The following is a 25,405-nucleotide window of genomic DNA, read 5'->3' on the forward strand; positions in this document are numbered from 1 at the left end:
TATGCGTGTTGCGCTGATTATCGCTGTGCTGTGCAGCCTGGCCGGATTCGCGCAAGCGACGCCGGTCGGCGAGCCGCACAAAGCCTATCTCACCTTGATCATCGACGACCTCGGGCAGAACCTGCCCAGGGATCGTCGCGTGCTGGCCCTGCCCGGGCCGGTCACCACCGCGATCATGCCTGACACCCCTCACGCCGCCGAATTCGCCCGCGAGGCCCACAAGGCCGGCAAGATCGTCATCCTGCATATGCCCATGGACCCGGCCACCGGTCCGTTTGCCTGGCACCCCGAGCTGTCGATCGAAGAACTGGCCAAGCGCCTGGACGCCGCCTTCGCGGCCGTGCCCTACACCGCCGGCATCAATAACCATATGGGCAGCCGCATGACGGCGCAGCCGCAGGCAATGGCGTGGTTAATGGGCGAGCTGCAGCGGCGCCACAAGTTCTTTGTGGACAGCCGCACCAGCGCACAGACTGTCGCCGCCGCCGAGGCGCAGAAGATTGGACTGGCGCATGTTTCGCGGGATGTGTTCCTGGATGACGAACGCACCGAGGCGGCGATCACCACGCAGCTGCAAACCGCAATCAAGCTGGCGCACAAGCAGGGTTCGGCGGTGATGATCGGGCACCCTTACCCTCAGACCCTGGCGGTGCTGGAGCGCGAATTGCCCAAGCTCAAGGCGCAGGGTGTGGAGTGGATCGATATCAAGTTGATGATCAGCGTGCGCAGTAATCGGGCCATGGCCGGGCACGGCAAAGACGGCATCTATCGCTGACGATCGCCCCAACCTGTAGGAGCGAGCTCGCTCGCGAAAAACCTGAGACCGCCGCGCGTCTCCAGGATGCTCGCGTTATCGTTGACGTCTTTCGCGAGCAAGCTCGCTCCTACAAATAGTTGGCCATGATCTGGTCGATACGGCCTTCTTTGCGTAACTCATCCAGCGCAGCCTGGAGCCTGGCAACCACCTCGTCCGGCACATCCTTGTTCAACGCCAGGTAAAGCTGCGCACTGTTGAAGCGCAGCACCGTCTTGAGCCCGTCCACCCCCACCTGGCGTGCAAGGTAACGGCCAGCAGGGTCGCCGGTGGCCCACAGGTCGATCTGGCCCTCCATGAGCTTTTGCGCATTGTCCTGGTCACGCAAGGCGACAACCGGCTTGAGCCCCTGCTTGTCCAGGCTCTGGGCAATGGCATCGCCTTTGTAGGCGCCAATCCTGTAGCGGCGCGCCTGCTCAAGGCCTTCCAACTGGATTTTGCTGTCAGCCTTGGCCAACAGCACCCAATCGTCCGGGCCGATGGGGCCGACCCATTTGAACAAGGCTTCACGGTCCGGCAAACGCGCCATGACGAACACACCATAGCCGGGTTTTTCCAGGGCGAGTTTGTAGATTCGCTCCCAGGGGAAACGCAGGGTGAGGTTGTAGGAAATGCCGGCACGCTTGAAGGTCTCGCGCATGATGTCCACGGCGATGCCTTCGATGTTCTCGTCCCTGGCGAAGTTCTTGCCGTTTTTCGCCATGTTATAAGGCGGGAAATTTTCCGTCAGCAGCACCAGGGAGGTGTCAGACGATTCGTCGGCGTGCACCGTAGCCGCCATGAGCATGGAGGAACTGGCAAGGGCGAGCAGCAGGTGTTTGAACATGAAGGCTACCGGAATCCATGGCAAGCGCAGAGAGTGCCGCGCGCCTGCCATGCTGTCCAGCGGCGTTTAGCGCACGACGATACCGCGCGCGGCCATGTAGGCCTTGGCCTCGGGGACGGTGTATTCGCCGAAGTGGAAAATACTCGCCGCCAGCACCGCGCTGGCATGCCCTTCGATGACGCCATCGGCCAAGTGCTGCAGGTTGCCGACGCCGCCGGAGGCGATGACCGGGATGCCCAGGGCATCGCTGATGGCGCGGGTTACACCCAGGTCAAAGCCGTTTTTCATGCCGTCCTGGTCCATGCTGGTCAGCAGGATTTCACCGGCGCCGAGGGCTTCCATCTTCATCGCCCACTCCACCGCGTCCAGCCCGGTCGGTTTGCGCCCGCCGTGGGTGAAGATCTCCCAGCGCGGAGTTTCACCAGGGCCCGAGACTTTCTTGGCGTCGATGGCGACCACGATGCATTGCGAGCCGAAGTGCTGCGCGGCTTCGCCGACAAATTCAGGGTTGAACACGGCGGCGGTGTTGATCGAGACCTTGTCCGCGCCGGCATTGAGCAGGTTGCGGATGTCTTGCACGGTGCGCACGCCGCCGCCCACGGTCAGCGGGATAAATACCTGGCTGGCCATGCGCTCGACGGTGTGCAAGGTGGTGTCGCGGCCGTCGACGCTCGCGGTGATGTCGAGAAAGGTAATTTCGTCGGCGCCCTGTTCATCGTAGCGACGGGCGATTTCCACCGGGTCGCCGGCATCACGGATGTTCTCGAACTTGACGCCCTTGACCACGCGACCGTTGTCGACGTCCAGGCAAGGGATGATGCGTTTGGCCAGCGCCATGGTCAGTCCTCAGCCGTTGTAGGCATCGCAGTAAGCCTGGGCTTCGGCGACGTCCAGGGTGCCCTCATAAATCGCACGACCCGTGATGGCGCCGATGATGCCAGGTGCCTTGGCGTCCAGCAGCGACTTGATGTCACCCAGGTTGTGGATACCACCAGAGGCGATCACCGGGATTTTCGTCGCAGCGGCCAGCGCGGCGGTGAACGGTACGTTGCAGCCCTGCATCATGCCGTCTTTGGCGATGTCGGTATAAACGATGGCGGACACACCGTCGGCTTCGAACTGTTTAGCCAGGTCGATCACCTGCACAGTGCTGATTTCAGCCCAACCGTCGGTGGCGACAAAACCGTCCTTGGCATCCAGGCCGACGATAACCTTGCCTGGGAATGCGCGGCAGGCTTCGGCGACAAAGGCCGGGTCTTTTACAGCCTTGGTGCCGATGATCACGTAGCTCACGCCGGCCTTGACGTAATGCTCGATGGTTTCCAGCGAGCGGATGCCACCGCCGATCTGGATCGGCAGGTTGGGGTAGCGTCGGGCGATCGCGGTGACCACCTCGCCGTTGACCGGCTGGCCTTCGAACGCGCCGTTCAAGTCCACCAGATGCAGACGACGGCAGCCCCCCTCCACCCATTTGGCGGCCATGCTCACCGGGTCATCGGAGAACACCGTGGAATCTTCCATACGGCCCTGGCGCAGACGGACGCAGGCGCCGTCCTTGAGATCGATAGCGGGGATAATCAGCATCTGGCAAACCTTATTCGATATTCAGCAATGCTTGGGAAATCAGGGTTTCTCAAGCGACCACAAGTCGCTTTCGATGCTTTCGAACCTTTCCTTAAGGAGCGTCTGCGTGTCGAAAATCGCCCTGTTGTAATAATGCGGCGCCACTTCGGTGGTGAACAGCTCAAGAATCTCGGCCACTTCGAACGAACCCAGCTTGAGTTCGAAGCGATCCTCCATGAAACGCTTGATCTTGTCGGTAGCCTCACGCTCCTGCTCGGGCGCAAGGTTCAAGATTGGCGGCTTCGGCTTCTTGGCCATTTACCAGCGACCATCCCACGCGGCGAAGTTCTGCAGCAATTGCAGGCCATGGGTATGGCTCTTCTCCGGGTGAAACTGCACGGCAAAGCGCGAACCGTCGGCCAGCGCGGCGGCGAAGTCGACGCCGTAGTGCCCGCCCCCCACCACCTGGCGCGGGTTACCGGCGGCGATGTAATAGCTGTGCACAAAGTAGAAACGCGCCATGTCCGGAATTTCGTGCCACAGCGGGTGATCCACCGCGCGACGCACTTCGTTCCAGCCCATGTGCGGCACCTTGAGGTGCTCGCCGTCTTCATGCAGGTCTTTGCCGAAGAACTTCACCTGGCCGGGAAACAGACCGATGCAGTCGACACCGCCGTTCTCTTCACTGCTGTCGAGCAAGGCTTGCATGCCCACGCAGATACCGAGGAACGGACGGTCCTGGCTGACTTCGCGCACCAGGCTGTCAAAGCCCAGGCGGCGGATCTCGGCCATACAATCGCGAATCGCGCCAACGCCTGGAAACACCACGCGGTCGGCTTCACGAATCACATTGGCATCGCTGGTGATCAGCACCTTGCCGGCACCCACGTGCTCGAGGGCCTTGGCCACCGAGTGCAGGTTGCCCATGCCGTAATCGATAACCGCGACCGTCTGCATTACAGAACGCCCTTGGTCGAAGGCATTTGCCCGGCCATGCGCTCATCCAGCTCAACGGCCATGCGCAGCGCGCGGCCGAAAGCCTTGAACACGGTTTCGATCTGGTGGTGGGTGTTGGTGCCGCGCAGGTTGTCGATGTGCAGGCTGACCAGGGCGTGGTTGACGAAACCCTGGAAGAATTCCTGGAACAGGTCGACGTCAAAGCCGCCCACGGTGGCGCGGGTGTAGGGCACGTGCATCTGCAGGCCTGGGCGGCCGGAGAAGTCGATGACTACGCGCGACAGCGCTTCGTCCAGCGGGACATAGGCGTGGCCGTAGCGACGGATGCCTTTTTTGTCGCCGATGGCCTTGGCAAAGGCCTGGCCGAGGGTGATGCCCACGTCTTCCACCGTGTGGTGGTCGTCGATATGCAGGTCGCCCTTGCTGACAATATCCAGGTCGATCAGCCCATGACGGGCGATCTGGTCCAGCATGTGCTCAAGAAAAGGTACACCGATATCAAATCGGGCCTTTCCGGTGCCATCCAGGTTGATCGAGGCTTTGATCTGGGTTTCCAGAGTGTCGCGCTCGACGGACGCCATACGTTCGACCATCACCAGCTCCGCAAATCATTGGGCGAAAAAGGCAGCCATTATAGGGGCGCGGGCGCTAAACAGAAACATCGAAGGGGATAAGACTGATGGAGTGTCGGGGATAGACATGTGCGTACATGCATAACCAATGTGGGAGGGGGCTTGCCCCCGATAGCGGTGGTTCAGTCAACAATGCATTGACTGATGCGCCGCCATCGGGGGCGAGCCCCCTCCCACAAGGGTTTTGCAGTGTTAGTGGAACAGTACTGCGGTCTTCTGCAGGGTCACCCACACACCCCACGCCAACGGAATGCCCACCACCAGCCAGGCGGCGACCGCCAATGGCTTGCTGCCAGGGGAGGCTTTCCACTCCAGCACGGTGCTGGCATCAGCGCCTTTGTCATGGCCCAGCGCCTGCTCGGCGGCCAGTTCGGCGTCGGTCATGAAGTATTTGTCGGCTACCGGACGCACCAGCAGGTTGCAGATAAAGCCCAGCACCAGCAGGCCAGCGAGGATGTACAAGGTGATGTCATAGGCCGCAGCGCGTTCAACGCCGATGCTCAACTGGTATTCACGCAGGTAGTTCACCAGCACCGGGCCCAATACGCCGGCAGCGGCCCAGGCGGTCAGCAGGCGACCATGGATGGCGCCGACCATTTGCGTACCGAACAGGTCGGCCAGGTAAGCCGGGACCGTGGCAAAACCACCGCCGTACATCGACAGGATGATGCAGAACGCCGCGACGAACAGCGCCACGTTGCCCAGGTGCCCCAGGTTCGGGATCAGCGCGTACAGGGCAAAGCCCAGGGCGAAGAACACAAAATAGGTATTTTTGCGCCCCAGGTAGTCGGAGAACGACGCCCAGAAGAACCGGCCACCGATGTTGAACAGGCTCAACAGGCCGGTAAAGCCTGCCGCAATGGCGGCGATCGATGCAAGTTGCCCGGCATCCAGTTGACCAAACGGTACATCCAGCCCCAGCAATTTGCCGCCGAACACTTCCTGCAGCAGCGGCGAAGCCATGCCGAGGATACCGATACCGGCTGACACGTTCAGGCACAGCACCAGCCACACCAGACGAAATTGCGGGGTCTTCCACGCCACGTTCACATGCACATGACGGTGCGTGATCATCGCGTTGCTGGCTTTTTTCGCCGGCGCGGTCCAGCCCTCAGGCTTCCAGCCGGTCGGCGGAACGCGATAGGACAAGGCGCCGCCGATCATGAACACGAAGTAGATCGCAGCCATCACCAGGAAGCTCTGCCATACGCCCACGCTGGTCGGCGAGGCGAAGTGGCCCATCAGTGCTGCCGCCAGCGGTGCACCGACCATCGCGCCGCCGCCGAAGCCCATGATCGCCATGCCGGTCGCCATGCCGCGCTTGTCCGGGAACCACTTGATCAGGGTCGATACGGGCGAGATATAGCCCAGGCCCAGGCCGATACCGCCGATGACCCCGGAGCCGATCCACATCAGCCAGATCTGGTGGGTATAGATACCCAACGCCGAGATCAGCAGGCCGCCGCACCAGCACAACGCCGAGACGACACCGGCCTTGCGCGGCCCGGCATGTTCCAGCCAGCCGCCCCAGATCGCTGCCGAGCAGCCCAGGAAGATGAAGAACAGGGTGTAGATCCAGCCCAGCATGGAGATGGGCCAGTCGCATTGGGACGAGAAGACCTGGGCGATAAAGCTCATGTCCGGCGCACAGGCCACCGGCGCAGTGATGCCCAGCGCCTTGGACAGCGGCAGCCAGAACACCGAGAAGCCGTAGGCCATGCCGATGCACAGATGGATGGCCAGTGCGGCCGGTGGAACCAGCCAGCGGTTGAAGCCGGGCTTGGCGATAATGCGTTCCTTGGACAGGAACGCAGGCGGTGCGGCATTGGTACCGGCCGCAGTGCTAGTGCTCATTGGTGTTTCCCCCAGTTATTGGTATGCATCCGTCAGGCGCGCTTCCCCTCGGCCTTGCACGCAATGCGTGGCCGTTTTTGTGAGTGAAGCTCCATTTTGGCGCGACGATACGTCGCAGAAGGCGGACGAACGCGCAGAGATTAGCACCTGCAGATACGAGAAAAACCAAATTGACATCACTTTTTTCAACCTATCTGTTTTATTTGACGCCAAAATCCCGTTTCGCTGGTCGTAGATACAATGTAACGATCCACGAACTGATGCAGGCCTTCGGGCGTTATACTCTGCGGCTAAATTTTGAAATCGACATACAAGGACTCGCCCATGAAAGCGTTCGGCAAAATCCTGGGTCTGGTATTTCTCGGGCTGTTGCTGATCATTGTGGCTCTCGGCTTTGCCCTGACCCATCTCTTCGATCCCAACGACTACAAAGAAGAAATTCGCCAGATTGCCCGCGACAAGGCCCACATCGAGCTGACGCTCAATGGCGACATCGGCTGGAGCCTGTTCCCCTGGCTGGGCCTCGAGCTGCACGAAGCCGGCGTGGCAACCCTGACTAATCCGACCCAACCGTTTGCCGACCTGCAGATGCTCGGCCTGTCGGTACGTGTGCTGCCGCTGCTGCGCCGCGAAGTGCAGATGAGCGATGTGCGGGTCGAGGGTCTGAACCTGCGCCTGAACCGCGACAAGAACGGCCACGGCAACTGGGAAGACATCGGCAAGAACCTGCCCGACGAAACCCCGGGTGCCGCCACCCCGGCGCCGGCCGAACCGGTGGCTGAAGCCAAGCCGGAAAAACCGCCGCAGCCGATCCGCCTGGACATCGACAGCCTGACCATCAACAACGCCCGCGTTGAATACAACGATGAACAGACCGGCAAGCAATTGAGCGCCGAAAGCATCCAGCTCAGTGCCGGCGCCATCCACGAAGGCGCCAATATTCCGCTGAAACTCACCGCTTTCCTGGGCAGCAACCAGCCGGTCATGCGCCTCAAGACCGAGCTGAACGGCAACTTGCGCATCCAGCGCGCCCTCAAGCGCTACCAGTTCGAAGACATGCGCCTGAGCGGCGAAGCCACTGGCGAACCCTTGCAGGGCAAGACGCTGACCTTCTCCACCCAGGGTCAATTGCTGGTCGATCTTGCCGCCAACATCGCCGAATGGACCAACCTGAAACTCTCGGCCAACCAATTGCGCGCACTGGGCGAACTGCGGGCCACTGACCTGAACAACACCCCGCAGATCAGCGGCGCGCTGTCGGTCGCGCAGTTTGACCTGGCCAAGTTTCTCGAGAGCGTCGGCCACCCTCTGCCGGCCATGGCACCGGGCAGCCTGAGCAAAGTCGAACTGGTCAGCCGCCTCACAGGCACGCCGACCAATGTCGCGCTGGAGGACCTGAACCTGAAACTCGATGGCAGCACCTTCACCGGTCGCGTTGCCGTGGATGATTTTGCCAAGCAGTCACTGCGCGTGCAGCTCAAGGGCGACACGTTCAATGCCGACAATTACCTGCCGGCCAAATCCGAAGCCGCCAAAGGCACGGCGGCCGCACGCCAGGCCGAAGTGCAAGGCAGCGAGGCCGGTGCAATGGCCGCCGGCGGTAACAGCCCACTGCCGGAAGCGCCGACCAAAGCCGCCTGGAGCAGTGACAAACTGCTGCCACTGACCCGCCTGCGCAGCCTGGATATCAACGCGGACCTTGCGTTCGGCCAACTCACCTTGAGCCAGCTGCCGATCCAGAACGCGGTACTGAAAGCCTCGGGCATCGATGGCCAGCTCAGCCTCGACGCGCTGAGCGGTGGCCTCTACAACGGCACGTTCCAGGCCAACGGCACCCTCGATGTACGCCAGGACACCCCGCTCCTGGCGCTGCAAACCCATATCAAGCAGGTACCGGTAGAAAAAATCCTGCAGGCCCAGGGGAAAACCCCACCAGTCAAAGGCCTGGTCACCCTGGACAGCAACCTGACCGGGCGTGGCAACAGCCAGAAGGCCTTGATCGACAGCCTCAACGGCACTGCCGGCATCGTCATCAACAACGGTGTGCTGCTCAACGCCAACATCGAGCAACAACTGTGTACCGGTATCGCCCTGCTCAACCGCAAAACCCTGAGCACCACGCCGCAAGGCAAGGACACGCCCTTCCAGGAACTGCGCGGCAACCTGACGTTACGCAACGGCGTGGCCAGCAACCCTGACCTGAAAGTGCGCATTCCGGGGCTGACCCTCAACGGCAATGGCGATGTCGACCTGCGCGTATTGGGCATGGACTACCGGGTGGGCATCATCGTCGAAGGCGACCAGCGCGACGTGCCGGACCCGGCCTGCCAGGTCGGCGCCAACTTCCAGGGTATCGAAGTGCCGCTGCGTTGCCGTGGCCCGCTGGAACTGGGCGCCAAGGCCTGCCGCCTGGACAAGGACGGCCTCGGCCAGGTCGCCATCAAAGCGGCGGGCAATCGTCTCAACGAGAAGCTCGAAGAGAAGCTCGACAAGGTTAATCCCAAGCTCAAAGACGCATTGAAAGGCCTGTTCAACCGATGAGAAACGAGCAGTTTTCACAGGCGGTGCTGGACTGGTACGACCGCCACGGTCGCCACGACCTGCCCTGGCAACAGGGCATCACGCCGTATCGGGTGTGGGTGTCGGAGATCATGCTGCAACAGACCCAGGTCAGCACCGTGCTCAATTACTTCGACCGGTTCATGGCGTCCTTGCCGACGGTCCAGGCACTGGCCGCCGCACCGGAAGACGAAGTGCTGCACCTGTGGACCGGCCTGGGCTACTACACCCGGGCGCGCAACCTGCAAAAGACTGCAAAGATCGTGGTCGCCGAATACGGCGGCGAGTTTCCCAGGGATGTCGAAAAACTTACCGAACTGCCCGGCATCGGCCTGTCCACTGCCGGCGCAATTGCCAGCCTGAGCATGGGCCTGCGTGCGCCGATCCTCGACGGCAACGTCAAGCGCGTGCTGGCACGCTTTACCGCGCAAGAGGGCTACCCGGGCGAACCCAGGGTCGCCAAGCAGCTGTGGGCGACCGCAGAGCGCTTTACGCCACACGACCGCGTCAACGCCTACACCCAGGCGATGATGGACATGGGCGCCACGCTATGCACCCGCAGCAAACCCAGTTGCCTGCTGTGCCCGCTGGAAAAAGGCTGCGAAGCCCACATGCTTGGCCTGGAGACGCGCTACCCGATCCCCAAGCCACGCAAGACCATCCCCCAGAAGCGCACGCTGATGCCGATGCTGGCCAATGCCGAGGGCGCGATCCTGCTTTACCGTCGCCCCTCCACGGGCCTGTGGGGCGGTTTGTGGAGCCTGCCGGAGCTGGACGACCTGGAAGACCTGGATCATCTGGCCAACCAGCACGCGCTGGCCTTGGGCAAACATCAGGAACTGCCGGGGCTGATCCACACCTTCAGCCACTTCCAGCTGGCCATCGAACCCTGGTTGGTCCAGGTCGAGGAAAGCGCCCATCACGTGGCCGAGGCCGACTGGCTCTGGTATAACCTCGCCACCCCACCGCGCCTGGGCCTTGCCGCCCCGGTGAAAAAACTGCTGAAGCGCGCGGCTGAAGTATTGAACGCAGGAGAGTCGTCATGACCCGCACCATCATGTGCCGCAAGTACCACGAAGAACTGCCCGCCCTCGAACGCGCCCCTTTTCCGGGCGCCAAAGGCCAGGACATCTACGATAACGTCTCCGCCAAGGCGTGGGCCGACTGGCAAAAACACCAGACCCTGCTCATCAACGAAAAACGCTTGAACATGATGAACGCCGAAGACCGCAAATACCTGCAGGGCGAAATGGACAAGTTCTTTTCCGGCGAGGATTACGCCAAGGCCGACGGCTACGTACCACCTGCTCAATAATTGATCAAAAACCGGGGTCTGCACGTAAGCGACGGTAATAATTAAATATTTTTTGAAAACTTGCTTGACGACCCCCTGAAAAACCCGTTTAATGCGCCCCGTTGCCCAGATAGCTCAGTCGGTAGAGCAGGGGATTGAAAATCCCCGTGTCGGCGGTTCGATTCCGTCTCTGGGCACCAAAATACCGAGAAACCCCAAGGAACAATGTGTTCCTTGGGGTTTTTTATTGCCTGCGATTTAATGGTCTCTGGACCATTTCTGGACCAGGGCGCTTTGGCAGTGGGGTTGAAAGGTGTCCAAGGGATTTATGGAACCGAAAGCAAAACTGAATAGTTTTAACCTGTCAGGTTGAGAGCCTCGCTCAGGCAAGCTGAGGCGCCGGCAATACTAGTCCGCCCCAGCGCAGCGCTTTCGTTACCCCCGGCACACCACAGAGCCTCTGAGCACCCTGTATCATTTCGCACTCTGGTCACTTACAAGTCACGCGGTATGCGCGGTGCGTAACCGGCTTGTAAAGTAAGCGAGCATTCGACCTCGGAAAATCACTCCTGAATTCGGGGTCAATTATTAACAACACGGAATGTTATGTCTTTGATTAATAAGATACCCAATAGCTTTTTTCTATTCTTTTTGATGACCTCTGCTGTTGCTAGTGCTGACGATTTCGATAAGCGAGCAGACCTTATGGGAGTTTATCAGCAAGCAGTTATCAACGATGCCAAGCTTTCAGCTGCTCGTCATGAGTATCAGGCTCTTCGCGAAGCTGTTCCGCAGGCCAGGGCCGGTTTATTGCCGACTCTCAGTGCCGGTGGATCCGTTGAGTCTGTTCGTTTACAGCGTGATGAGCCGAGCTTGACACGAACGCGAAGCCAGTCTGTTTTTCAAGCGAATTTGAACCAGCCGTTGTTTCGCCTTGATCGTTGGTTTCAGCTGGAAGCGGCACAAGCCAGTACGGAACAAGCTGCGCTGGAGCTATCCGCGAAGGAACAATCGCTGATTCTCAGTGCTGCACAAGCCTATTTCGAAACACTGCGTGCATTGGACTTGTTGGCGGCCTCTAAGGCAGAGGAAGCAGCATTAAAGCGCCAACAGCAGCAAGCTCAGGGACGCCTTGAAAATGGTGCATCCAGTATAACGGATGTGCTGGATGCTCAGGCGGCTTACGATAATGCTAATGCCAACCGCAAGCTGGCTGAGCGCAAAGTTGACGATGCTTATGAAACCCTTGCTCGCCTCACCAAACAGGACTATTCATCGATCGAGGGCATTCAGCATCAACTACCAGTCGAAGCACCAGTACCCAATGATGCAAAAGCTTGGGTAAGCCAGGCGGTACAACAAAACCTCTCGTTGCTCGCCAGCAATTTCGCGGTGACAGCCGCCGAGAAAACTAATCATCAACGCAAGGCTGGTTTTGCTCCAACCTTGGATGCAGTTGCATCCTATCGTAAGGGGGACAACGACAACTTTGGATATAGCAACCCCACCGATTTTGGCCGCTCTGGATATCAGGGAGATGTTGAGCAGCGAAGCATTGGACTGGAACTCAATATTCCACTGTATTCGGGAGGTATGACGCGCTCGCAAGTGCGTGAGGCCACAGAGCGCCTCGCTCAGAGTGAAGATGAACGAGATGATCGGCGTCGAGAAGTCGTACAAAACACTCGAAACTTTCATCGGGCTGTTAATTCTGATGTTGAGCAAGTGAGTGCTCGACGGCAAACGATCCTATCGAGCCAAGCGTCGGTCAAAGCAAACACGGTGGGTCGAGAGCTGGGGTCTCGAAACACCGCCGATGTACTCAACGCTCAGCGACAACTCTACAACGCTGTTCGGGAGTACAACAATGCTCGTTACGATTACATCATCGACACGCTCAAGCTAAAAGAAGCAGCAGGCTCATTGAGTCCTGCTGATTTGATAGATCTGGCCATGTACCTAATCAAAAATTACGACCCAGATCGCGATTTTCTTCCCCCAGATGCTCGTAGGCCAATCTGAGTTCCACTCAAGCTTTGATTGCGCCGCTTTGCTGATGGAGTTGCACCTCTTTTTAACGTAGTATGCGCACGATTTTTCCTACAGTCGGTGCGTTTTTGTGCGTTCAAACCTTGAAGGGGATGAAGTAACGCACATTACAAGCATGTTATAAAGTATCAATACCGACGTATTAATTTCCCCTTAACAAAGGGGAGCAAGGACGCAACGGCAATATGAGTACACAAGCTCCGGGCGTCGAGACGCCTGCACCACCCTCTACTGCTCCCATCATGGATACTGGCTTAGCCTGTTTGATCATGCTGGCTCGGTTTCATAATCTCGCTGCGTCTGCTGAACAGCTTTCCCATGAGTTTTCAGCAGACAAACAAGTCTTTTCTCAGGCTGAGTTGCTGCTCGGCGCTAGAAAACTTGGTCTGAAAGCAAAAGCGGTGAAGACCTCGATTGCCCGTCTTGGAAGCACCCCTCTACCTGCAATAGCGATTGATCGCGAAGGACGTTTTTTCATTATCGCCAGGCTGGATCAGGGCAAGGCTCTTATCCAAGATCCGCGTGCTGAACGAGCGGAAATTATTAGCAACGAAGTACTGCAAGAGCGATGGAATGGCCAATTGATTTTGGTTCGTTCTGAAACCGGAAGTCCTGGTGAAACCTCTCGATTCGACTTCACCTGGTTTATTCCTGCCATCGTGAAGTACAGAAAGCTGCTGGGTGAAGTCCTGCTGGTTTCCTTTGTACTGCAAATATTTGCACTGCTGACACCACTATTCTTTCAAGTGGTGATGGATAAAGTGCTCGTACACCACGGTCTGACCACTCTGGATGTTGTAGCCATAGGCCTTTTGGGGATCATGTTGTTCGAGTCGGCACTGAGCGGCTTGCGCACCTATGTTTTCGCCCACACTGCCAGTCGTATTGACGTGGAGTTGGGTTCGCGGCTCTTTCGGCACCTGGTCAATTTACCCTTGGCTTACTTCCAGGCTCGTAGGGTTGGCGATTCGGTCGCCCGCGTCCGAGAGCTGGAAAACATACGAAGCTTCTTGACCGGCAATGCAATCACTCTCGTGCTGGACGTTATGTTCTCCGTCGTCTTTATCGCTGTGATGTTTTACTACAGCGCTTGGTTAACCCTGATTGTGTTGCTGTCATTACCCCTCTATGTATTGGTCTCCGCGCTTATCACGCCCCTGCTGCGAGCCCGGCTACAAGACAGTTTTTCCCGTGGCGCTGAGAACCAGGCATTCCTTGTCGAAACGGTAAACGGCATTGATACGGTCAAGTCGATGGCCGTTGAGCCGCAAGCCATTCGTAAGTGGGACAACCAGATAGCCGCTTACGTCGCTGCTGGCTTCAAAACACAAAACCTCTCGACGATCGCTAACGAAAGTGTCGGCCTTATCGGTAAGTTGGTGACGGTCGCGACACTGTGGATGGGCGCCCGACTTGTGATCGACGGCAGTCTTACGGTAGGTCAGTTGATTGCCTTTAACATGCTGGCCGGAAGAGTGTCACAGCCCATCATGCGTCTGGCTCAACTCTGGACCAGCTTTCAGCAAACGGGCGTGTCTGTTCAACGCTTAGGCGACATCCTCAATACTCGTACTGAGCTGTCCCAAGCCAACAGAAGCGCCTTGCCGCCACTGAAAGGGCATATCGAATTTGACCAGGTACACTTTCGCTATCGAACTGATGGTTCTGAAGTGCTCCGTGGTATCAGCGTGCAAATGGCGGCAGGCGAAGTCATCGGCGTGGTAGGTCGCTCCGGTTCCGGAAAAAGCACACTCACTAGGCTGCTTCAGCGCCTGTATATCCCGGAGCGAGGACGTGTTTTGGTGGATGGCATGGATTTGGCGCTGGCTGACGTTTCATCACTGCGCCGCCAGATTGGTGTAGTGCTCCAGGACAACATGTTGTTCAACCGCAGTATCCGCGAAAACATTGCGCTGGCCGATCCCGGTACTCCCCTTGATGCAGTTATGCACGCGGCGCAAATGGCTGGAGCCCATGAGTTCATTCTGGAATTGCCGGAGGGTTACGACACCATGGTCGGCGAGCATGGAGCTTCACTGTCGGGTGGTCAGCGCCAACGCGTAGCAATCGCTCGGGCCTTGATCGGGAATCCACGGATTCTTATTTTCGATGAGGCGACCAGTGCGCTGGATTATGAGTCCGAACGGATCATTCAACAAAACATGCAGAGCATTTGCCAGGGCCGCACGGTGATTATTATTGCTCACCGGTTGTCGGCGGTAAGGGATGCCAACCGTATTCTGGTCATCGATCGCGGACAAATAGTCGAGCAAGGAACTCATTCAGAGTTATTGGCCCACCAAGCGGGACACTATTCACGATTGCATCGAATGCAGCAGGGTTGAACCGTTTAGTTGCGTGATGTGTGTTCCGACTTCGCTTCATTTTGAGATGCGACACGGATGTGTATTGGTTTTTTCATAGGACGATAATCGTATGAGCGCCCGCTCCGATTTGTTTCAACGCTACCGTCATGCCTGGCGTGAGTCATGGCGACGCCGAAAAACCATGGATGCCCCCAAGCGCCTTCCCCATGAGGTTCAATTCTTACCTGCCGCATTAGAGTTGCAGGATAAACCTGTACACCCGGCACCCCGTATTTTCATGTGGAGCATTATCGCCTTCGCAACGTTAGCTTTGCTCTGGGCTTTCCTCGGAAAAATCGAAGTGGTCGCCGTAGCTCCGGGGAAAATTGTTCCCAGTGGCAAAACCAAGTTGATTCAATCCAGCGAAACAGCCGTTGTTACGGCGATTCATGTCACTGATGGTCAGGTGGTCAAAGCAGGCGAAATCCTGGTCGAATTAGACCCGACTTCGGCAGATGCAGAGGTTCGGCGCATTCAGAGTGACCTTTTAGCGGCCCGGATTGACAGTGTTCGTGGCGGGGCAATGCTGGATGCGATCAATCATCAAAAAGAACCTCAACCTCTTATGGGTTTGATTCAGGAGGCTACTCCCGAACAGGTACTCACGGCACAGCGCTGGTTGCTGGGACAATACCAGGAGTATCGAAGTAGTCTCGATCTTGTTGAGGCCGAAATTCTCCAGCGGGACGCGGACATACAAGCCGCCAAAGCCCAAGTTTCCAGTTTGCTGAAAACGTTACCGATCGCCACCCAGTTAGCCGAAGACTATCAGCGGTTATTGGCTCAACAGTACGTTGCCCGGCACGAATACCTGGAAAAAGAGCAGGCTCGTCTAGACCTTCAACGCCAACTCAGCATCCAGCAAGCGAGCGTGTTGCAATCAACTGCTGCTCAAAGCGAAGCCAAACGCCGGCGCGAGGGTGTGGTGGCCCAAACCCGCCGAACAATGCTTGATTTGCAGCAAGAAGCTAATCAGAAAGAAGCCAGCTTGGTTCAAGAACTGGCTAAAGCCCAGTACCAAGAGACCTTGACCCTTCTTCGAGCCTCCGTGGATGGCACGGTTCAACAGCTAGCTATCCATACCGTCGGCGGGGTTGTGACGCCAGCGCAACAGCTCATGGTCATTGTGCCTAGAGATCAGCCCGTAGAGGTTGAGGCGATGCTAGAAAACAAGGACGTGGGATTTGTTCGAACCGGCCAATCGGTCACGGTCAAAGTGGAAACCTTCACGTTTACCAAATACGGCACGGTTGAAGGTGAGGTTGTCAGCATTTCAAATGATGCGATTGAGGATGAGAAGCGAGGGCCTATTTACAGCAGCCGTATCCGTCTTAAATCCGACAGCCTAATGATCAAAGGGCAGCGTGTTGCGCTAACACCGGGAATGTCTGTCACGGCTGAAGTTAAAACAGATCAGCGCCGAGTTATTGATTACTTCCTAAGCCCGCTGCAGCAGCATATTGATGAGAGTTTGCGAGAGCGATGAGGATAGGTTTTAGACTTGCGGGCTGTTAAATTTTGGCTCTTGGGTATCCCTGTACGATTCGGCATCTTCCAGATCGATATAAATAGAGTTGGACGCTATATGAACGAGAGGCGCAAGGGGTGGAGAATCGTGGCTAGACTCTATGTAGCTGTATGGAAACTATTGAGAGGTGGGGCGGCAATTCTTTTGTTAGTGCTTTTTGCTCCTCTATTGATAGCTGGTTATTATGGGATTTTTAACACGAAAAACACACCAGATACCGATAAGGTACGACAAACAGTGGATCCTAGAGTGGTGTGCGGGACATTATCAAATACCATAATAGAAATCCCAAGAGAATACGTTGTTTTCTGGCCTGAGTACGAGGGAAAAAGCTCTTGGGAGAAAGGGTTCACCTCCAATATAAAAGGGTGTGACGCCAAGCTGCTATCATTATATATGTCTGTTTCTTGGCCTGACTTTCAACCATTGTCGATCAATAAGCATCTTGTAAATAACTCTAAATTTTCAGGCCTAGAGATTACGATATCTCCAGTGATTCGAAAGACTGATAATATGCAGTTTTTTCTTGATAACCTCCTGAAACTTGGAAAGACGACTTCAGATAGTTATCATTATAAAAATTACGATGAATCGCTTGGGCTGTTTTACATAGACAGCAACGACGCTATCGTGCCAGAAGTAATGAATCGATACTATTGGGCTGACAACAACGGTTCGGTATCGGTTGTGTTCGAATGTTACCGCACTCGCCAAAGCACTGACTTATATAGTTGCGCAGGATATTTCCTTATGAGGGACTTTGATTATCTTGTAAAGCTGAGATTTCCATCTGGCGAGCTTAGACATTGGCAAGAAATAGTTGAAAAAACTAGCGCTTTTATTTCATCTAAAGTTAACAAATAGGGAGTTTCTATATGCCTCAACAATTAACCGCCGTTGACTTGGAACAGGCCAAACGGATTTTAGACTCGTCCGGCCCATCGGCTGCTTATGATTTTTTATCAGGGAAAGGTTATAAGTACGCTACTCTTGCGAATGGAGTAGCAAAGGGTAATTCTTTGTCAGGCGAAGCTGCAATTAACTTCATGAAAGTAACTGCGGACGCGTCGGGGCATCCGCTTTCTGATGTTGATGTGAATCGTATACGCAAGGATATGGCTAACGGATACATAGAAGCATTAAGGGCAAAATTGAATAATGCCTCTGGAGTTTTGAATTCCGATATAAACTATGACGAGGCATGGAATTTTCACAGAAACGTCTTTAATACAAACGGTCTCAGTGTGGATGCCTGGACGCTAAATTCAGTATTTTCGGTTATTACCGAAAGTACGAGAGAAGCCTATTGGCAAACTGTTTTAGAATCGGCAGGCGACGTTTCTAAGGAACTCATTTTAGCGGCCAATACGGATAAAATGATGTCGCTGGCCACGACTATAAGTACTGATGATAATAAAAAACTCGCCAAGGGCTGGATTGATAGGGTTGACTCTCCCTCAGGAGCTTATACGGTTACGAAAAGCTTATTCAGTCAAATGTATAATATGATTACAGGAGGCTTTGCTGAAGAGTCAAATATACCTCCTTCTGCATCGACCTCTAGTCTTATTGATATTAATATCACGCCAGATCCACAACCTCAGCATAATATTCAAGGCGAAAACAAAGCTCGGCAAGATGTAAGCAATGGTTATGTTGTCAACTCGCCTACCCACAGCATTGTATTTAAAGATGACACCCTAAATAAAACAGATTTTACTTCAACGCAAATTGGTAGTTTGACAACAGGCGGAATACGCCCAGGGGAAATTCAACTCGACCCTAACGCTCGCCCCAATACTTATCTTTCACAGTTCTACCAGACCCCAGACAGCACTAGGCCGGATTTCAGTTTACGCAATGCCGTAACCCTGAATGGCCTTTCGGCGATGACAACGGTCAATACCTATGTCGACCCCTTGCTGCTGGACTTGGGCGGCAATGGCGTTCGCATGACCGATATCCGGGATGGCGTATTGTTTGACACCGATCATAGTGGCACGCTCAAGCGCACGGGTTGGGCTGACCGCAATACCGGTATGTTGGTCATTGACGACGGCAGTGGCCAGATCAAAGACGTCAGTCAGATGTTCTCAGAATACTATGCTGGCAAGGCTGGGGTTGGCGGTGCCGCTGGGGAGGTACGCTTCAAAGACGGCTTCGCTGCGCTCGCCAGTGAAGATGCCAATGCTGATGGTGTGATTGACCAGAACGACCCGATCTGGAGCAAGCTACGTGTATGGGTTGATGCCTCTCATGATGCTCAATCCGATGCCGGAGAGCTCAAGTCCCTGGCCGAGCTGGGTATCACCCAAATCAATGTACGAGCCACGACGGCCAGTAGTGAAGTCCGTGATGGGAATAGAGTGCTTGCCCAAGGCACTTTTACAATTAACGGTAAAACCCAAGAAGCTCTCGCGGTTGATTTTTTGGGGGATCCTGTAAGCAGCACACTCCTTGATCAGGGCGCCGGAACTAAGGTGACTTCCACCTCTGAAGGAGTGACAACGACTGCTTATGCAAGTAAGAGCACTATCGGTGAAACACTGGATGCTGCTCAGTTAGGCGTTAGCAATCTATATGGTGGTATCGGTAATGATACCCTCATTGCCGCGCCAACAGGTAGTTGGCTCGTGGGTGGAGGGGGAAGCAATACCTACACAGGCTCTGCTGGTAACGATGTCTTTGTGATCAGTGCATCAGACCGCATGGAAAATATCCACGGTAACGGCGGACGCGATACGGCCATTATCGTCGGCGATGAGGGTGTCGCTTTAAACATGGCGCGAGCTGGACTGACAATTGCTCAGGGCGGCCGTGGTAACGATGTTATTGCCAGTGGTGGTACCTCTAGCGCATTCATCAAAGGAGGTTCCGGAGATTCGACGCTGATCGGTGGTGCGGGCAATGACGTCTTGGTCGGAGGAACAGGCCGCAACACCATACTGGGAGGCAGTGGTAAGGCTGTTATTTACGCGGGTCCGAAAGGCGACACAATCTACGCCTCAGAAGGCGGCAGCATCATTCACGCGGGTGGTGGTGCAGACATTATCTACGGAAGTGTGGGTAATGATGTCGTTGAGGTCGGAGGTGGCAATGCCATTATTGACGGTGACGGCGGAATCAACATCGTTACCCTGCATGGCAACCATGGGGACTATAAGATCACACGCACTGCCACGGGCTACGAAGTGGCCGATACGGTTGCTGGGCGAGATGGTACCGTCACACTGAAAAACATCCAAAAGCTGAGTTTTTCTGATATTTCAGCTGTGGACCTGGATTTGCCCAACGCAATGCCGGTGGGAGATGTTTTAACTGTCGATCAGGCTGGCAAGGCGTTTGACCGGACACAAGCCCATTTGATCTCAGCAGCCAGCCTGCTCGCCAATGATCAGCACCTCAATAGTACAGGCACTCTTCGTATCGCTAGTGTGGACGAGGCCGTTGGCGGCACTGTCAGCCTCACCCAACAGGGGGATGTACTGTTTACCCCAGACCCACGCTTCACTGGATTGCTCAGCTTTAAGTATGGTGTGGTTAATGAAGCGGGCAACCCTTCTGCTACGGTAGTCAACCTGGGGACGGGGCAAACGGCTCCGATGCGAGCCAACGTTACACTGCTGACACCAGAAGTGCCGCTGGACCCGCTTACGGCACAAGAGTGGTATCTCAGCGACATCAACGTCCTTCCTGTATGGAAGGATTACACCGGTAAAGGTGTACGGATAGGTCAATTTGAACCAGGTGGAGAGTTTGCCACCCACCCTGAAATTTTCGACATCAAGCATCCAGATCTAGCGCCCAATGTTGATAAAGCTTGGCTGCAGACTCAGCAGACCAGTGGAACATTGCCAGACGTGGTGTCTAATCACGCGACAATGGTTGCCGGTGTCATGGTCGGTGCGAAGAATGGTATCGGTGGTGTCGGGGTTGCATATGATGCAACGCTGGGAGGCTATTACCTAGCTAACAAAGGTGATGATCTGACTGGTCTTGGCCACATGGTCAGCTATGATATTGCCAACAATAGCTGGGGGTTTCAGAATGACTTTGCCATCAGCAATATGCAGCAAGGTCAAATCAACACCGCCAGTTCGTTAACCTCGAATGCCCAATATGCTGCAAATAATGGCCGAGGCGGGTTAGGGACAATTATTGTTGCTGCCGGAGGCAACAGTCGTGCTACTGGCGGCAATGCCCAAGGATCGCTGACCAATAACAATCGATACTCGATTGAGGTCGGAGCCATCAATGCGCAGGGTGATCTGTCGACTTTACAAATAGGCTCAGCACCGTTCTCTAATCCAGGCGCAAGCCTATTGGTCTCGGCGCCAGGCAGCAATGTCGTGTCCACCAGTCATATGCTGGAAACTGATCGAGGCTCGACTTTCGGCAATAGCTACAGCGCCATGCAAGGCACCAGTTTTGCCGCGCCTATTGTTTCAGGTGTTGTTGCGCTGATGCTTCAAGCCAACCCTAATTTGGGTTACCGAGATGTCCAGCAAATCCTGGCGCTATCGGCACGCAAGATTAACGATCCGTCTACAGTATGGAGCGACAACGGCGCCCGCAACTGGAACGGGGGCGGTATGCACACCAGTAATGACTACGGTTTCGGTGAAGTCGATGCCCGTGCCGCTGTGCGGCTGTCTGAAGCCTGGATGACTCAGAGCACTGGCGCCAACGAGTCAGTGTTCAGTGCTTCCAGTGGTGTTGTTGGTAAAACGTTGGCTGCGGGGGAAACCTTCTCATCAAGTTTGGCAATGAATGCTGTCTCGTACGTTGAGCATGCCGAAATCGACTTTGATGCTCAGGTCGGCCGTTTGGGAGATGTGACCCTCAAGCTTATTTCTCCAGATGGTACACAAAGCGTATTGCTTAACCGACAGGGAAAGGTGCCAGTTGGTACGGCAGGGGCAAGCGATGCTGACGTGGGCAGCACACAGTCAGGTGCTTTCAAGTATACCTTCATGAGTACTCATCACTGGGGCGAGCTCACGGCAGGTGAATGGAAGCTTGAGGTGACCGACTCCGCCACTGGGCTTCCTGTAACGCTGAACAGTTGGTCGTTGCGTCTGTACGGTAGCAAGATGAGTGCTGACGACACGTTCTTTTATACAGATGAGTACATCAAAGCGGTAGCTGCGCAGGCTAACCGTGGTGTATTGGACGATGCCGCAAGTGGAACTGTTGGTGGGCGTAATACGCTCAATGCCGCGGCAGTCTCTGGTGATACTTCTATCAATTTGGTAACGGGCGTTGCAAACATCGGAGGGGCGGCCCTCACGATCAACAGTCGCTCACCCATCCAAAACATTGTGACTGGCGATGGTAATGACACTCTGGTCGCAGGTCCGGCAGATGCATTGCTTGATGGCGGCCGAGGTAACAACACTCTGGAGGGTGGCACGGGTAAGGACTTTTTTGTGGTTCATCGTCGGGGTGGTGGTAACGATACCGTGGTGAATTACGATGTCGCCCGTGGTGAGATCATTGACCTGGTTGGTTTCACCGGCAAGACCTTCGCAAATCTGGTCATCACACAGCTCGGCGCTGATGTGAGTGTCGATCTGGGAGATGCTCAGTTAATTTTGCTGAAGAATCAAACGGCGTCGGCAATCACAGCCGCTCAGTTCAAGTTTCAGGATACATTTGTTGCGCCAGTGGAATACGTCAACAGCGACGTTTCTGCGGTTCCCGCACAAGAGGGGCTGGGGACTGTCGTGTTAAACGGTGGCTCCAAGGGTGTGAGTATCACAACGGGGGCTGACGGTCAGTTTGTTGCGTCTCTAGCCGGAACGGTCTACAGCCATGATAGTGCCACTTCAGATACCTTCGTTGTATCTCGACAGCCAGGGGTTGCGGACTATCAAAATGCGCTAAGAGGGTTTAGGCAGGGCACCGACAAAATTGATTTAAGCCAGACAGGTATCACTAGCTTTGAACAACTCACAATCAGCAAAAACAATCGCGGTACGATAAACGGGCTGTCGCAAATTCACGGTGTAAATATTGCGACTATGGCACTTGATCCTGCCGGAGGTAAGGTCGAGTTGCTTTACTTGGATGCACTTGATGTCACTCAATTGAGTCAGTCAGACTTCATATTCGCTACCCATGCGCTGGATCTAGTCCCTATTACTCCTTCGGTAGTCCCTCCGGTTGTGACTACCCCTGATCCATTGCATCCGACGATTACCGTGCCGGGCACACTGGAGCCCTCTATCGAACGTCCAATAATTGATATACCGGCTGTTGTTCTACCTCCTATTCCACCAATCGATACTCCTAAAAGACCAACTGTCGAAGAGCTTTTGGCGGGTCGAGATCGTCTTCCAACGGATACAAAATTAAAAACTGCCGAAGAAATTTTAGCAGAGCGAGGTATTGATCCTACTAAACCGGTTGATATGACTACCCCCACGCCAATAGTTGGCGGTAGAGACGTTGGCGGTGGTATTGATACAAGACCAACAGAAGTAAAAATAAAATCGGTTGACGAAATTTTGGCGGAGCGAGGTATTGATCGAACTAAACCGGTTGAAATGACTACTCCTAAGCCAACAGATCTTACTGACCTGGTGGTGCCAACTCCCCCGGTCACAGGTGGAACTGTAACCCCTTCGCCCGTTATTGTAGATAAACCAACACAGATTGCACCAGTCAAAACTACTACCGTACCCGTGAACACTCCGTTTGCGATCGTTAATTTGCCTGATCTAGCTGATAACGATCTTGCCGTCACTGGATTTAGCGCGAAAGTTACATTGGGTAATGGGGATAATACAGTTAGGCTCAATGGCATGATGGGAACATTAGTCGCTGGCGATGGTAAGAACACTATTGACTCGACTGATAATACCTCTAGCGCTACTGTTGGTAACGGGAAAAATATTATAACGGGTATTTATCAGAAACTGTCAGTCGGTAATGGTGACAATATAATAACTGTCGCAAGTCGGACGAGAGCGGTTACGGTTGGAGATGGAAAGAACACAATCCAAGGTGCAATTCAAGAGCTGACTGTCGGCAATGGCGACAATACCATTGTCAATACGGAGTCAATGGCAAAAGTGAAACTAGGAGATGGTACAAATACAGCGACTGTCAGTGGTGTTATGGCTACGGTGGAGGTTGGGCACGGTAGTTACGATCTAGGATTCCGTGGGTCTATGAGTACCTTGGTATTTGGCAAGGATATTACGCCTGATAAGCTATGGTTTGAGCATGCTGGACAGGATTTGCAAATTTCTGTGCTTGGTTCTAAGGAAGAAGTAACGGTACTCAATTGGTATGCTAGTGCGCCACAGCGCCCCAGCACTATCAGCACGGGTGATGGTAAAAGCCTATCTGATCGGAATGTTGAGCTTTTAGTGCAGGCTATGGCTGCGTTCTCACCTCCCGCCGCTGGTTTAACAAGTCTTGCAACATCAGAGCAGCAGGCCCTTCAGCCAGTCCTTGCGGCCAATTGGCATTAAGGTCGTAGCATCTGATCAACACCTAGCTCCCTGCAGAGAGTAGTTTGCAGGGAGCTATCTTTAAATAGATAACAGATCTACACGACATAATCCGGTCGACTCGTGTCATTTTTTGACTATCCTGCTCAGACAATACTAGAAATTCGGTCTCTGCCGGCATGCCTGCGGCCCTGATGTCGCAGCAGCACGATTGAGGGTTGTTTTTCGCTGGACTCAATCGTCCAGCCTTTACCCAATTCCCAGTTGTAAGGTTTTTTCCATGACCCGCTTCTTGCTCTGCACGCTCTTGCTACTGACCGCAATGCTCAGTGGATGCGCCACGCAAATGGACGTAGCAATCAACGCAACGCCTGACCCCGACTACCACTTCGACCGCCAGGCCACCGTACTGGTGACGTCCACCGGCGGCAGCGACGAAAACGCGCTCAACGCCCGCTACTACCTGCGCGACATGGTCAGCGCCATGAAGGACCAGGGCTTTCGCAATGTCTTCACCGACACCACCCTGCCCAAAGACCATGCACCGATCAAAATGACCGTCACCCTGGACGTCGACAGCAAGCAAGTCACCTACCGCTATACCGCCACCGAATACGGCCAGGTGGCAAACAGCACCACCACGCAGTGCAAGAAGAACAAAAAGAAAACCGACCAGCTGACCTGCACCAGCACCCCAAACACCACCTACGGCCCCGTAGGCACCTCTGAGCGCACCGGCTACACCACCCTCACCACGTTCAGGGCCACCGCCCGGGATGAGGCGAGCAAGCGCGCGGTGTACGTGCTGCGGGCATCGTCCTACAACGACGACTGCCAGGCCGCGAAGGTAGAAGCCTTTTTGGTGGAACAGGGGCTGCGCAATCTGAATTTCCAGGATCGGGTGCAGCGTAATTACACGGTTACGATGCCGGAGGGGTTTCGTTGTAAGTAAGCTTTAGGTGGCCAGGGTGCCTGGAATGAAATATTTCTCAGACGCTTTTCACTTATCTGAGCAGCGTTTTTGAGATAACGCAGGCTCCCATGAGGTCCAAAGGACCTACAAACCGGGCACTAGGCTGCTAATTTTTCCAGATAATCGAAAGCCTACTGGAGATATTTCCGGATCAAGCTAAACGTCGGTCCCCACCTCACTGGCTGCGGCAATTCGAGCGTGATCCATGCTAGTCAGCTTGCCAGTAGGCATTTTATCAACGTCGCCTGGATAACTTTCCAACCAATACTAGTACCTTTTATTGTCTTTACGACTTTTTAACCATGACAACATCCAAATACCCGCACCTACTGGCCCCCCGCAGTAAAGAGCTATTTTCAGAGAGACATTGATAATTCCAGCCTCAAGCGTCCAATGACCCAGCTCAAAATATGAAATTGTCGCAACAAGCAAATTACCGACAACACCCACCACAAAAAAAACCAGAAAAAAATACGCCACTAGTGTACCCAATAGGTACCAACCTACCGTTTTTGGCTTCACTTATTATT

17 protein-coding genes and 1 tRNA gene are annotated in these 25,405 nt (G+C 55.1%); 11 read left to right on the forward strand and 7 right to left on the reverse strand.

Annotation, left to right across the window (positions count from 1 at the left end; all coding sequences use genetic code 11):
- The first annotated feature begins 1 nt into the window (after position 1).
- Positions 2-775: a divergent polysaccharide deacetylase family protein gene (locus tag BFP90_RS21305; RefSeq protein ID WP_065897911.1), complete on the forward strand. Its 774-nt coding sequence runs from the start codon at positions 2-4 to the stop codon at positions 773-775.
- Positions 776-884: 109 nt separating this feature from the next.
- Here the strand turns inward: BFP90_RS21305 and BFP90_RS21310 are convergent, their stop codons facing one another.
- The 7 genes from BFP90_RS21310 to BFP90_RS21340 form a co-directional block, all read right to left on the reverse strand.
- Complete coding sequence (locus tag BFP90_RS21310; RefSeq protein WP_065897912.1) at positions 885-1,640, reverse strand: substrate-binding periplasmic protein; 756 nt, start codon at positions 1,638-1,640, stop codon at positions 885-887.
- A 66-nt stretch (positions 1,641-1,706) separates the two neighbouring features.
- Positions 1,707-2,477 (reverse strand): imidazole glycerol phosphate synthase subunit HisF, encoded by a 771-nt coding sequence (hisF, locus tag BFP90_RS21315; protein WP_017138643.1) that lies wholly within the window; start codon positions 2,475-2,477, stop codon positions 1,707-1,709.
- Between the two features lie 9 nt (positions 2,478-2,486).
- The gene (hisA, locus tag BFP90_RS21320) at positions 2,487-3,224 is read right to left on the reverse strand and encodes a 1-(5-phosphoribosyl)-5-[(5-phosphoribosylamino)methylideneamino]imidazole-4-carboxamide isomerase (protein WP_065885760.1); all 738 of its coding nucleotides are present in this window, start codon (positions 3,222-3,224) and stop codon (positions 2,487-2,489) included.
- A 39-nt stretch (positions 3,225-3,263) separates the two neighbouring features.
- Complete coding sequence (locus tag BFP90_RS21325; protein WP_058421837.1) at positions 3,264-3,521, reverse strand: DUF2164 domain-containing protein; 258 nt, start codon at positions 3,519-3,521, stop codon at positions 3,264-3,266.
- Positions 3,522-4,160, reverse strand: a complete 639-nt coding sequence (gene hisH / locus BFP90_RS21330) for an imidazole glycerol phosphate synthase subunit HisH (RefSeq protein ID WP_057724503.1) — start codon at positions 4,158-4,160, stop codon at positions 3,522-3,524.
- Positions 4,160-4,753, reverse strand: a complete 594-nt coding sequence (gene hisB, locus BFP90_RS21335) for an imidazoleglycerol-phosphate dehydratase HisB (protein WP_065885762.1) — start codon at positions 4,751-4,753, stop codon at positions 4,160-4,162. The genes hisH and hisB overlap by 1 nt, the downstream gene beginning before the upstream one ends.
- A gap of 231 nt (positions 4,754-4,984) precedes the next feature.
- Entirely contained in the window at positions 4,985-6,646 is a 1,662-nt protein-coding gene (locus BFP90_RS21340) for an OFA family MFS transporter (RefSeq protein WP_065885763.1), read from the reverse strand.
- 324 nt (positions 6,647-6,970) lie between these two features.
- Between BFP90_RS21340 and BFP90_RS21345 the strand changes: the two genes are divergently transcribed.
- The 10 genes from BFP90_RS21345 (at position 6,971) to BFP90_RS21385 (ending at position 24,854) form a co-directional block, all read left to right on the forward strand.
- Positions 6,971-9,187 (forward strand): AsmA family protein, encoded by a 2,217-nt coding sequence (locus BFP90_RS21345; protein ID WP_065897913.1) that lies wholly within the window; start codon positions 6,971-6,973, stop codon positions 9,185-9,187.
- Positions 9,184-10,251 carry an A/G-specific adenine glycosylase gene (mutY, locus tag BFP90_RS21350; protein WP_065897914.1) on the forward strand — a complete coding sequence of 356 codons (1,068 nt, stop codon included), beginning with the start codon at positions 9,184-9,186 and terminating at the stop codon, positions 10,249-10,251. The genes BFP90_RS21345 and mutY overlap by 4 nt, the downstream gene beginning before the upstream one ends.
- Positions 10,248-10,520 carry an oxidative damage protection protein gene (locus BFP90_RS21355; protein WP_065885766.1) on the forward strand — a complete coding sequence of 91 codons (273 nt, stop codon included), beginning with the start codon at positions 10,248-10,250 and terminating at the stop codon, positions 10,518-10,520. The genes mutY and BFP90_RS21355 overlap by 4 nt, the downstream gene beginning before the upstream one ends.
- Before the next feature lie 103 nt (positions 10,521-10,623).
- A tRNA-Phe gene (locus BFP90_RS21360) sits at positions 10,624-10,699 on the forward strand.
- A gap of 454 nt (positions 10,700-11,153) precedes the next feature.
- The gene (locus tag BFP90_RS21365; protein ID WP_065897921.1) at positions 11,154-12,521 is read left to right on the forward strand and encodes a TolC family outer membrane protein; all 1,368 of its coding nucleotides are present in this window, start codon (positions 11,154-11,156) and stop codon (positions 12,519-12,521) included.
- Between the two features lie 212 nt (positions 12,522-12,733).
- Positions 12,734-14,893, forward strand: coding sequence for a type I secretion system permease/ATPase (locus BFP90_RS21370; RefSeq protein WP_065897915.1), 2,160 nt, complete (start codon positions 12,734-12,736; stop codon positions 14,891-14,893).
- Between the two features lie 91 nt (positions 14,894-14,984).
- Positions 14,985-16,400 (forward strand): HlyD family type I secretion periplasmic adaptor subunit, encoded by a 1,416-nt coding sequence (locus tag BFP90_RS21375; RefSeq protein WP_065897916.1) that lies wholly within the window; start codon positions 14,985-14,987, stop codon positions 16,398-16,400.
- A gap of 129 nt (positions 16,401-16,529) precedes the next feature.
- The gene (locus tag BFP90_RS28515) at positions 16,530-17,306 is read left to right on the forward strand and encodes a hypothetical protein (RefSeq protein WP_141688992.1); all 777 of its coding nucleotides are present in this window, start codon (positions 16,530-16,532) and stop codon (positions 17,304-17,306) included.
- Between the two features lie 11 nt (positions 17,307-17,317).
- Entirely contained in the window at positions 17,318-23,923 is a 6,606-nt protein-coding gene (locus tag BFP90_RS21380; RefSeq protein WP_083203292.1) for a S8 family serine peptidase, read from the forward strand.
- A gap of 259 nt (positions 23,924-24,182) precedes the next feature.
- Entirely contained in the window at positions 24,183-24,854 is a 672-nt protein-coding gene (locus BFP90_RS21385) for a hypothetical protein (RefSeq protein ID WP_065893738.1), read from the forward strand.
- Positions 24,855-25,405 lie beyond the last annotated feature (551 nt).

The organism is Pseudomonas sp. 24 E 13, assembly GCF_900004715.1.
In the GTDB taxonomy this organism is placed as follows: domain Bacteria; phylum Pseudomonadota; class Gammaproteobacteria; order Pseudomonadales; family Pseudomonadaceae; genus Aquipseudomonas; species Aquipseudomonas orientalis_A.

Coding starts and splice junctions, on each gene's coding strand:
- BFP90_RS21305 (WP_065897911.1), top strand. CDS start 2: ATGCGTGTTGCGCTGATTATCGCTGTGCTGTGCAGCCTGGCCGGATTC.
- BFP90_RS21310 (WP_065897912.1), bottom strand. CDS start 1,640: ATGTTCAAACACCTGCTGCTCGCCCTTGCCAGTTCCTCCATGCTCATG.
- hisF (WP_017138643.1), bottom strand. CDS start 2,477: ATGGCGCTGGCCAAACGCATCATCCCTTGCCTGGACGTCGACAACGGT.
- hisA (WP_065885760.1), bottom strand. CDS start 3,224: ATGCTGATTATCCCCGCTATCGATCTCAAGGACGGCGCCTGCGTCCGT.
- BFP90_RS21325 (WP_058421837.1), bottom strand. CDS start 3,521: ATGGCCAAGAAGCCGAAGCCGCCAATCTTGAACCTTGCGCCCGAGCAG.
- hisH (WP_057724503.1), bottom strand. CDS start 4,160: ATGCAGACGGTCGCGGTTATCGATTACGGCATGGGCAACCTGCACTCG.
- hisB (WP_065885762.1), bottom strand. CDS start 4,753: ATGGTCGAACGTATGGCGTCCGTCGAGCGCGACACTCTGGAAACCCAG.
- BFP90_RS21340 (WP_065885763.1), bottom strand. CDS start 6,646: ATGAGCACTAGCACTGCGGCCGGTACCAATGCCGCACCGCCTGCGTTC.
- BFP90_RS21345 (WP_065897913.1), top strand. CDS start 6,971: ATGAAAGCGTTCGGCAAAATCCTGGGTCTGGTATTTCTCGGGCTGTTG.
- mutY (WP_065897914.1), top strand. CDS start 9,184: ATGAGAAACGAGCAGTTTTCACAGGCGGTGCTGGACTGGTACGACCGC.
- BFP90_RS21355 (WP_065885766.1), top strand. CDS start 10,248: ATGACCCGCACCATCATGTGCCGCAAGTACCACGAAGAACTGCCCGCC.
- BFP90_RS21365 (WP_065897921.1), top strand. CDS start 11,154: ATGACCTCTGCTGTTGCTAGTGCTGACGATTTCGATAAGCGAGCAGAC.
- BFP90_RS21370 (WP_065897915.1), top strand. CDS start 12,734: ATGAGTACACAAGCTCCGGGCGTCGAGACGCCTGCACCACCCTCTACT.
- BFP90_RS21375 (WP_065897916.1), top strand. CDS start 14,985: ATGAGCGCCCGCTCCGATTTGTTTCAACGCTACCGTCATGCCTGGCGT.
- BFP90_RS21380 (WP_083203292.1), top strand. CDS start 17,318: ATGCCTCAACAATTAACCGCCGTTGACTTGGAACAGGCCAAACGGATT.
- BFP90_RS21385 (WP_065893738.1), top strand. CDS start 24,183: ATGACCCGCTTCTTGCTCTGCACGCTCTTGCTACTGACCGCAATGCTC.